The 9,873-nt window shown below is 59.3% G+C and carries 4 protein-coding genes; all 4 read right to left on the reverse strand.

The window, feature by feature from the left end; all coding sequences use genetic code 11:
• Nucleotides 1–336: 336 nt before the first annotated feature.
• Entirely contained in the window at nt 337–3,459 is a 3,123-nt protein-coding gene (gene infB / locus E5J99_RS20340) for a translation initiation factor IF-2 (RefSeq protein ID WP_135499646.1), read from the reverse strand.
• 123 nt (nt 3,460–3,582) lie between these two features.
• On the reverse strand, nt 3,583–4,866 hold the full coding sequence (gene nusA / locus E5J99_RS20345) for a transcription termination factor NusA (protein ID WP_135499647.1): 1,284 nt from the start codon (nt 4,864–4,866) through the stop codon (nt 3,583–3,585).
• A 132-nt stretch (nt 4,867–4,998) separates the two neighbouring features.
• A complete protein-coding gene (locus E5J99_RS20350; protein WP_245319150.1) occupies nt 4,999–5,469 on the reverse strand; it encodes a ribosome maturation factor RimP in 471 nt (156 codons plus the stop codon).
• Nucleotides 5,470–5,651: 182 nt separating this feature from the next.
• Nucleotides 5,652–9,575: a DUF7948 domain-containing protein gene (locus E5J99_RS20355; protein ID WP_135499648.1), complete on the reverse strand. Its 3,924-nt coding sequence runs from the start codon at nt 9,573–9,575 to the stop codon at nt 5,652–5,654.
• Nucleotides 9,576–9,873 lie beyond the last annotated feature (298 nt).

Raw genomic sequence — 9,873 nt, forward strand, 5'->3', positions numbered from 1 at the left:
GGCGCAGGATGCCAATGATTTGCGCTTCACTAAAGCGGCTCCTTTTCATGGGGCAGTAGGGAAAGGGTGAGAAAATATACCCCTTTCCTCTACTTCTCACTGGCCTACTTCGAGGGGAAGCCTACACTTCTTCTTCAGTCGTCAATAACATAATGATGTGGTTTTTGAAGTAAGTATATGATATACAATTGTTTATAACTAATTACAGTGCTGAAAGTAGAATTGCCACATGCACTTCACCACTACCTGCTATTCTCAAGTAGTTAAAACGATACAAAGCACCAAGGGCCAACTGCTAGCAGTTGGCCCTTGGTGCTTTGTATCGTTTTAAGCAGACTACAGTGTCCGCTTCACTTCTTTCTCTTCGAAGCCCTCAATGTTGTCGCCTTCGCGCAGATCATTGAAGCCTTTGATCGAAATACCGCACTCGTAGCCTTGGCGTACTTCCGACACATCGTCTTTGTAACGCTTCAGCGCCGAGATGTCGCCGGCGTGCACCACGATACCGTCGCGCACCACCCGTACCTTGGTATTGCGGGTGAAGGAGCCCTCCGTTACCATACAGCCAGCAATGCTGCCCACCTTGGTAATGTTGAATACCTGCCGCACTTCGGCGTTGGCTACTACTACTTCCTGCACCGTTGGGGCCAGCATGCCTTCCATGGCATCCTTGACCTCGTTGATGGCGTTGTAGATAATAGAGTAGAGACGAATATCGATCTGCTCGTTGTCGGCCAACTTGCGGGCGCTCTGCGAGGGCCGCACCTGGAAACCAATAATGATGGCATCGGAAGCCGAAGCCAACAGTACGTCGCTTTCGGAAATGGCACCCACGCCTTTGCTGAGGATGTTCACTTTCACTTCCGGCGTGCTCAATTTGAGCAGCGAATCGGAGAGTGCTTCTACCGAGCCGTCCACGTCACCTTTCACGATAACATTGAGCTCTTTAAACGAGCCGATAGCCAGACGACGACCAATTTCATCGAGGGTGATGTGCTTCTTGGTCCGCATGCTCTGCTCACGCGAGAGTTGCTGACGCTGGGTTGCCAGTTCCCGGGCTTCACGCTCGGTTTCCATCACCTGAATCTTGTCGCCGGCCTGCGGAGCGCCCGTCAGACCAAGCACCTGCACCGGCGTGGCCGGGCCAGCTTGCTTCATCTTCTTCCCCCGGTGGTCGGTCATGGCCTTCACGCGGCCGTAGTGCGGACCAGCCAGCACGATGTCGCCCACGTTCAGCGTACCAGTCTGCACCAGCACCGTCGTTACATAGCCCCGGCCTTTGTCCAGCATGGCTTCGATAACCGTACCCACCGCATTGCGGTCAGGATTGGCCGTCAGCTCAAGCAGTTCAGCTTCCAGCAATACTTTCTCGAGCAGGTCATCAATACCCAGGCCGGTTTTGGCCGATACTTCCTGCGACTGATATTTACCACCCCAGTCTTCGACCAGGATATTCATCTGCGACAGTTCCTCGCGGATTTTTTCCGAGTTGGCACCGGCCTTGTCAATCTTGTTCATCGCAATAACGATGGGCACCCCCGCCGCTTGCGCGTGGTTGATGGCTTCCCGCGTTTGCGGCATCACCGAGTCGTCGGCCGCTACCACGATGATGGCAATATCCGTAACCTTAGCACCCCGGGCACGCATGGCGGTAAACGCTTCGTGACCCGGCGTATCAAGGAAAGTCACGCGCTTGCCCGACTTGGTCATTACATCGTAGGCACCGATGTGCTGCGTAATGCCGCCGGCTTCGCCTTTGGCCACGCTAGCATTGCGGATATAGTCAAGCAGCGAGGTTTTGCCGTGGTCGACGTGACCCATGATGGTCACAATCGGAGCGCGCGGCATCAAGTCCTCGGGGTTGTCTTCAATCGTCGTGTCAGTTTCCTCTTCTTCCGCCGAGAGGAACTCTACGTCGTAGCCAAACTCATCGGCCACGACTGTAATAGCTTCCGCATCGAGGCGCTGGTTGATGGAAACGAACATGCCCATGTTCAGGCACACCTTGATTACCTCGTTCACCGATACATCCATCAGCGACGCCAAGTCATTGGCAGAGATGAACTCGGTTACTTTGAGGGTCTTGGCATCCAGCTCGTTCTGGGCGCGCTGCGCTTCCCGATCTTCTGCGCCACCAGCCCGCTTGTCGCGGCGGTACTTTGCACGGTTGTTCTGGTTGCCACCACGGCCGCCGCTGAGTTTGGCCAGCGTAGCCTTGATTTGCTCCTGAATCTGCTTGTCGTTCTGCTCTGGTGTAGCAGCCACAGTCGGACGCGGAGCGTTCTGCCCGCCACCCTGACCGGGGCGCTGACCGGGACCACCAGCCGCACGAGGACCACCAGCCGGGCGAGGGCCTGCTTGGCCTGTGCCAGTTGGGCGGTTGCCCTGATAGCCGCCGCCTTGGCCCGTACCTGGTCCGCTACCTGTGCCCGTCGTAGGAGCACCAGGGGCCGGCATGCGCTGACGTTTCTTTTTATTATCGGTGCCGAGGCCACTCTTGCGAACATCAGACGAGGCCACCGGACGAGCACTCCGACCGCCACGGCGTGACGAATCGAGAGGCAGCTCAATCTTGCCCAAGACCGTGAGGCCTTTCAGCTGATCGGCTTTGGCTACGATAGTGCCAGCAGCTTCCTCCGGTGATTGCTCAGAAGACGCTGCTTCGGTAGCCGCTGCCTCCACGGATGGAGCCGCCACCACCGGTGGAGCCGGGCTTGGAGTGGACGCAGCAGGAGTTGCTGGACTCGGCTCGACAACTGCTGCTGGCTTGGTTTCAGCAACAGGAGCGGGCTGCGGAGCTGGAGCTGGAGGAGCAGGCTTCGGTTCGGGTTTAGCTTCCGCCGCTACTGGTGCCGGAGCTGCGACAGGCGTGGGCTGCGGGGCGGGCTTGGCCTCTTCGGCTACTGGAGCCGGAGTTGGGGCTGGCGCAGGCTGAGGAGCCGGAGTGGCAGCGGGTGGCGTTGCCGCCGCTGCACGAGCCGGCATGGGCCGGCCTTTAGCGTCCAGCTCAAGTCTGCCGAGCACTTTCAGGCCGGGAGCTTTGGGGGCTTCCTTTTCTGCGGGAGCCGCCGCTGACTCAGCCGCTACGACTGGCGCAACTGGCTTCGCTCCAGCAACCGGAGCCGGAGCAGCCGCCTTTACCTCTTCCACCACCTTGGGAGCGGGGAGGGGCGTCGTGCTGACCGGAGCTTTGGGTGCGACAGGTTCGGGCCGGGGAGCAGGGGCTGCTTCCTGCTCCGTCTGGCGCTTGGCCTGGCTGAGCTTGGTTGCCTCCATTTTGTCCTGCGCCGATGACGCAAACTCCTTTTCCAGCAGGCCCACCTGTTCGGCAGTTAGCTTCGTAGTAGGTTTATTCTCTACCTGATACCCTTTCTTAGCCAAGGTTTCTACAACCGTAGCCATTCCAATGTTCAGGTCTTTGGCTGCCTGCTGGAGCCGTTTAGGTGCTGCTTCCGCCATTCTATGCTCGCGAACGATACTCTTATTCAGATGCAAAGGTACTATATTAAATCTTGCCAGCCGACGTCAAAATCACTCCGACTGGCGTGATTTAACGTCCTTGCCGTACCGGCCGCCGCGCATTCATTGCGCGTCGCCGGAGTTTGGGGTTTCTTCCTGTTCTTCGTTGTCGTCGAATTCGTTGCGGATCACGCGGAAAACGTCCTCTACGGTCACGTCTTCCAGCTCCGTACGCCGAACGATATCTTCCTTGCTCACCGCCAATACGGCTCGGCCCGTGTCGAGGCCGATTTTCTTGAGCTCGTCGATAACCCAGGCTTCGATTTCGTCCTTGAACTCGTCGAGGGCAATATCTTCGTCGTAGTCACCGGCTTCCCGGAATACGTCGATTTCCATGCCTACCAACCGCGAGGCCAATTTAATGTTGGCACCCCCGCGTCCGATGGCCAGGCTAACCTGGTCCGGCTTCAGAAACACCGAAACCCGACCAGTTTGTTCGTTTATGCGCATCGAACCGATTTTAGCCGGTGACAATGCCCGCTGGATATAGAGCTCCAGGTTATCGGTGTAGTTGATAACGTCGATGTTCTCATTTTCCAGCTCCCGCACCACGGCGTGGATACGTGAGCCTTTCATACCGACGCAAGCACCTACCGGGTCAATTCGGTCATCGTAGCTTTCGACGGCTACTTTGGCCCGCTCGCCCGGCTCCCGCACGATGTTCTTGATGGTAATCAGGCCATCGTAGATTTCAGGCACTTCCAGCTCGAACAACCGCTCCAAAAAGGCTGGCGCGGCGCGCGAGAGAATGATTTTGGGCGTGCCGTTGATGATTTCCACGCGGTGAACCACGGCCCGTACAGTGTCGCCCTTGCGGTAGCGGTCCTTCGGGATTTGCTCCGACTTAGGCAGTACGAGCTCGTTTTCTTCCTTGTCCAGGATCAGAGCCTCGCGACTCCACACCTGGTATACTTCCCCGGTGACGATTTCGCCTACCTGGTCCTTATAAGCCTGATAGAGATTGTCGCGCTCCAAGTCTTTCACGCGCTGGATCAGCGTCTGGCGCGCCATCAGCACCGCCCGCCGACCGAAATCTTCGAGCTTTACTTCCTCAGCCACTTGCTCGCCCACTTCAAAGTCGGCTTCGATCTTCTGGGCTTCGGCCAGCGGAATCTTGTCGAAATCCCAGATGTCCTCCGAGTCGTCATCCACGATTTCGCGGTTGCGCCAAATCTCCAAGTCGCCTTTATCCACGTTGATAATGACGTCGAAGTTCTCATCGGTGGTGTACTTCTTCCGGATCATCGTGCGGAACACGTCTTCCAGAATACTCATCATCGTGGGACGGTCGATGTTCTTGGAGCGGGCGAACTCGGCGAACGATTCTATCAGGACGTTGCTGTTCATGGGGTTGAGCTAGGAGCGGCTGTGGTATCCGAACGGGTCTTTGCAGACGAGTGGAGCAGATAGGGAGCCGCTTACGGTTAAGGTTAGAGTCAGAACGAAAGCTTTCAGCCACAGCTGGGAGCTAACCGCGTATTATTTAAAGGAAACGACTACCCGTGCTTCCTTGATATCGGTGAAGGCAATGAAGGCGGTAGGCAGGACTTTCTTTTTGTTTTTCTCTTTGACTTCTTCGGCTAGCTGAATGCCAGCGGCTTCAGTGGCTTCCAGCAACCCCGTTTTCTCGGTGTCGTCCTGCAGCGTCAGACTCAGCGTGCGGCCTACGTGCCGGGTGTACTGGCGCAGGTCGGTGAAGGGCTGGTCGGCACCCGGGGAGGTAACTTCCAGGGTGTAGCTGGCTTCCTCGCCATACGTTTCGTCGATATGGCGGGCCAGTCGCCGGCTGACGCGGGCACACTCGTCGATGCCGAAACCTTGCTCACTATCGAGTATGACCGTAATCTTAGGCCGGATGGCATCCGAAACGGTGAGGGCGACAACGAACAGCTCCGGGCCGGGTAGGCTGTCCTGGAGCATTTCGGCAATACGGTCGCGGTCAAATTTCATTGCAATGGAAAGGGGTAAAAAGAAAGAGGGGACGGTGTGTCCCCTCTTCATCGTCAGTTTGCAGGGGCAAAGATAGGGTAAAATCCAGCGGTACGCAAGTTGACCCCAGGCCCTGCGGTACTGGCTAAGGGCCTGAGGAAGTAGGCGACGGGCCCGCCACTGGGATTTGTGTTGCCTTACTTCTAGCGGCTTATCTCCAGCCAGCCTTTGGTAACCATGCCATCGGCTTGCTGCAGGTGATAATAATACACACCGTCGGGCAGGGTACCGCCGTTCCAATCGTTTCGGTAGCTGGCAGCTTCAAAAACTTTAGCGCCCCAGCGGGAGAACACCTGCAGCTGAGCCGGGCAGCCATTCGTAGCCACGAAGTACTCATTCTTCGTGTCCCCGTTGGGGGTGATGACGTTGGGCACTTCGTAGGCTGGCGTCACGTCGATGACCGGTAGCTCGAGCCGGACAGTGCAGCGCCCATTATTGTAGGGGCGAATAATATGGGGCGTGTAGCTGCCGGCTTGGCGGTAGGTGTGCGTTGTGGTGTTGCCTTCGCCCTGCGTGCCATCGCCAAAATCCCAGCGAACTCCGGATGAGCTAGTGAGCGGGTCGGAAAAGCGGATGACCAAAGGAGCCTGACGGGTTTCAGCGCACGCATCGGCTTCCCAGCGGGCTACATACAGGGGCACAGGGGCCACACTCACCCGCCGCACGACCGTGCTGACGCACGGGCCAGCCGTGACGGTGTAGGCGAGCAAAGCGGAGCCGGTGAAACCTGTCGGTGCCGTAAACAGGCCCGTGCTGCTCACATGGGGCCCCGACCAGCTGCCTCCGGCCGGTGCGGCGTGCAGCTGAAACGGCTGCGTGGTACCGGAGCACAAAAGAGTATCGGGCGGCATATTGATGTTAGGCGGGTTGCTAACGGTGGCGAGAGTGGTGCCTACCTGGTCGCAGAGGCCATAGCCGGTGCGGTAGCTGAGGCTGAAGGAGCCCGCTCCCGCCAGGGATGGAGTAAAGAAGTAGACCGTATTGAAGGGCCCGCTCACGCCGCGTCCGTTCCATATGGCACCTGTTGGCAATGCCAGCGGTGTGGTAGTGGAAACACAATAGGTTGGCAGCACCGGTGGCGGGAAGGTAGGGCCGACCACTACCGTGGCCGTGCGCGTAGAAGTGCTGGTGCAGCTCCCCGCACCCGTGACGGTGTAGGTAAGTACCCGGTTGCCGACCAGCGCTGGGGTGGGAGTGAAGACGAAGCCCGTGGCGACGGAACCGGATACGCCCGGTCCGCTCCAAATGCCTCCCGCCGGCGTGCCAATTAGCGGCGTAGTAGCGCTGGCATTGGTGCATGCCGTGAAGCTTGAACCAGCAGCAGCCCGAATAACGGTAATGACTTGGCTGGCCTGTAGCACGCAGCCGCCGGTAGTTACAGTATAGGTGATGGTATGCGTACCGGGCCCTGCCAGGTTAGGATTGAATAGGTTGCTGGTAACACTCGGCCCCGAGAAGGTGCCGCCAATCGGCGTAGCCGAGAGCAGAACGTTGGGGGCCGCCCCTGAATTCAGGCACACAGAAGTGGGGACGGTGGCCGAGAAGGCGGCCGGGGGCGGCGAAGCGGTTACGGTCAGACGCAGTGTCGAAATGCCGCCGCAGGGTCCGATGCCACTAACGGTGTACGTGAGGCTCTGAACGCCGAGCAGCGCTGCCGTGGGCGTAAACACAAACCCCCCAGCTACGGAGCCTGATACGCCGGGGCCGGTCCAGACGCCACCCGCCGGGGAGCCGGCGAGTGGCTGGGGAGCTGCCGCTACACATACGATACGGTCGGGACCGGCCACTACATTCACGGTTTCAAAGTTGAATTTGAAAGCCGCGTTATTACAGCCCGGCGCTACGCCTGATGTCGCGGAATAGGTATTGGCACCGGGTGGCACCGGAAAGCCTCCACTGCCAAAGTAGCTGCAGGAACAGACCGCCTGATACACAAAGCCCCGCGGATCGAAGCGGGAAGTGCCGCCGTCGACATGGTCGCCGAAGTCACCGGCTTGCCCGAAGAACGTGGCGTAGTCGAGGCGGGCCGCATCGGGAGCCAGCTGCATCAGGTAGAAATCCTGGCCATCGGTGGTGCGCTGCAACGCGTTGGCCGTGACGGGCAGGTTGGTGGTAGTGCCATTAATGAAGGGGGGAGAGGCGTTTTCGCCCCCTCCCCAGCCACTTATATAGATACGGTTGCACTCGTCGACCAGGAAAGCGGTAGGGGAAATGTTAATGAGGCCGCTGCCACTGCCGAATACGGTGGAGAATTCCGTGGTGGCCAAATCGGCGCTGAGCTTGTGGATAAACTGCTTGCCGGCGGTGTTCTGGTAGCGCCCGGCCGTGACGGGGTAGGTGCCCGCCGACTGCCCCAGCACATACACCGCGCCGCTGCCGTCAAGCTGCAGGAAATAGGCTTGGTCATAGAAGGCTGTGCCCAGATACGTAGCGTTGCGGAGCATAGTGCCCGTGCTGCCTATGCGAGCTACGAAGGCGTCGACGCCACCATGCGCCTTCGGGTGGAGTGCCCCGACCGTGGTTGGAAAGTTGGCGCTGGTAGTACCCCCACTCACGAAAATATCGCCCAAGGCATCGCGCTGCAAGGAGTAGGCCGCATCGGCACCGGTGCCGCCCAGAAAGCTGCTCCATAGCAGGATGCTGGCCGTGGAGTTGAGCTTGCACACCACGGCATCGTGCGTACCGCCCCGGTAAGTGCCGCCCAACCCGTTGACGGTAGGGAAATTGGCAGAGGCCGTGTTGGAAGCTACGTAAATATTGTCTCGAGCATCCAGTAGAATATCGCCCCGGAAGGCGTCGCCGTAGTTGCGAACCAGCGGGGAAGAGCCCGTTGGCAGCATGCCATCGTTGCCGGAGCCACCCAGGAAGGTGGAGCCCACCAGCGTGCTGCCATCGGGACTCAGGCGGGTCACGACCAGGTCGGAGCCGCTCAGCAAGTCGTCCGGGCCGTAGCCAAACGGGTCGATGGGCACTCCGCCGTTGTAGCTGCGGTCGTAGGCCAGGGCGTCGGTCGGGTAGTTGGCTGAAGCAGTGGTGCCCAGCATAAACACGTCGCCCTGGCTACCTACGACCAAACTATGCGGAAAATCAGCGGCCGAGCCGCCCAGATACGTGGCCCAGGCCCGCGCGGCGGGTCCGTTGGCGCTGGTATTATATTTAATGATGCCAATATCTATAACGCCGCCGAACGTAGTGCTGAAAGCGCCCGATGTGACTGGGTAGCCTGCGGCGTACACGATGCCGCCGGAGTACATGTTGCCCTGTTGGTCGTAGGTGGCTGTGAAGCCCCAGTTGTCGGCCGCCGAGCCGGTGTAGCTGGCGAATACGACTGTGGGGTCAATCGTCAGGGGGCGGTGGTGGTCGTAGAAGCCAAGCTGAAAGTGCAGCGAGTGGCCTTCCAGCACGTAGGCGCAGGCCACGGGCTGGCGGCGGCCGGCGGCATCGGTTTGCCAGGCTTTGGGGGCCAACTCGCGCATCAAGCTCACTGAAGTGCGGATTTCCAGGCTGCCGTCAGCCGTCAGTGCCAGGCTCTCGGCTCCGTCGTAGCGCAGCCGAATGCGGGCCGGGTCGGCACCAGCGGCCAGCTCAAAGTCGTATTCGAGCAGCTGTTGCTGGTTTTCGTAGAAATGGGCCCCGATACCGGGCCAGATTTCCCCGTAGCGCAGTTGCCGGAACCCAGGCACATTGTGGGCCCATTGCTGCGGGTCGTTGCCGCGCAGGTAGTTGCGAACTTCGGTAGTTTGGGTTTCGGCGCGCAGCGTCGGCAGAGGCGCGCCTCCTTCGAAGGCGACCCGCAGCGCGTGACCCTTGACCTGGGCCGTTGCGGCGGGTTGCTTCCCCGTTTTATGCCGGTGCGGCACACTGGCCAGCAGGGAGTAAGTCAGGCCGCCGGGCTCCAGAAACAGCCGCCCGTTCGGGACGTCGGCGGCGTAGCGGACGGGCGCGGGCCACTGGCCCCGATTTTCGACAAACTCCAGGCTTTGCGCAGCGGCAGAAGCTGATTGGGCCTGACTGGAATGGATGCAAAAACTGCTAAAAGCAGCCAGATACAGTAATTTTATCCACATACATGGAATTCTTAACGATAGAGAAAGAGAGTGCGCAAAGGTAAGAGCCAAGCGCCGGGCCAAAGCCTGCTGGTTGTCTGACAATTTTAATGGATTGGCGGTGCTGGCCTACCTTGGGGCGTGAATGAGTTGGCTTTTTACACCGACCTGCTGGGCTTGCCCCAGGTGGCTCTGACGGGCGTCACGGCCACGAAAACGACGATAGAAATTGCCTGTACCTTGACCGACACGCGGACGCACTGTCCTACTTGCGGGGTGGAGTGCACGGTGGTTAATGACCGTAGCACGCGCCGGTTAC

This window comes from Hymenobacter elongatus (assembly GCF_004745955.1).
Taxonomy (GTDB): domain Bacteria; phylum Bacteroidota; class Bacteroidia; order Cytophagales; family Hymenobacteraceae; genus Hymenobacter; species Hymenobacter elongatus.

What these genes read in the sequence shown, in the direction of transcription:
- infB (WP_135499646.1), bottom strand. Translation starts at nt 3,459, where the DNA reads ATGGCGGAAGCAGCACCTAAACGGCTCCAGCAGGCAGCCAAAGACCTG.
- nusA (WP_135499647.1), bottom strand. Translation starts at nt 4,866, where the DNA reads ATGAACAGCAACGTCCTGATAGAATCGTTCGCCGAGTTCGCCCGCTCC.
- E5J99_RS20350 (WP_245319150.1), bottom strand. Translation starts at nt 5,469, where the DNA reads ATGAAATTTGACCGCGACCGTATTGCCGAAATGCTCCAGGACAGCCTA.
- E5J99_RS20355 (WP_135499648.1), bottom strand. Translation starts at nt 9,575, where the DNA reads ATGTGGATAAAATTACTGTATCTGGCTGCTTTTAGCAGTTTTTGCATC.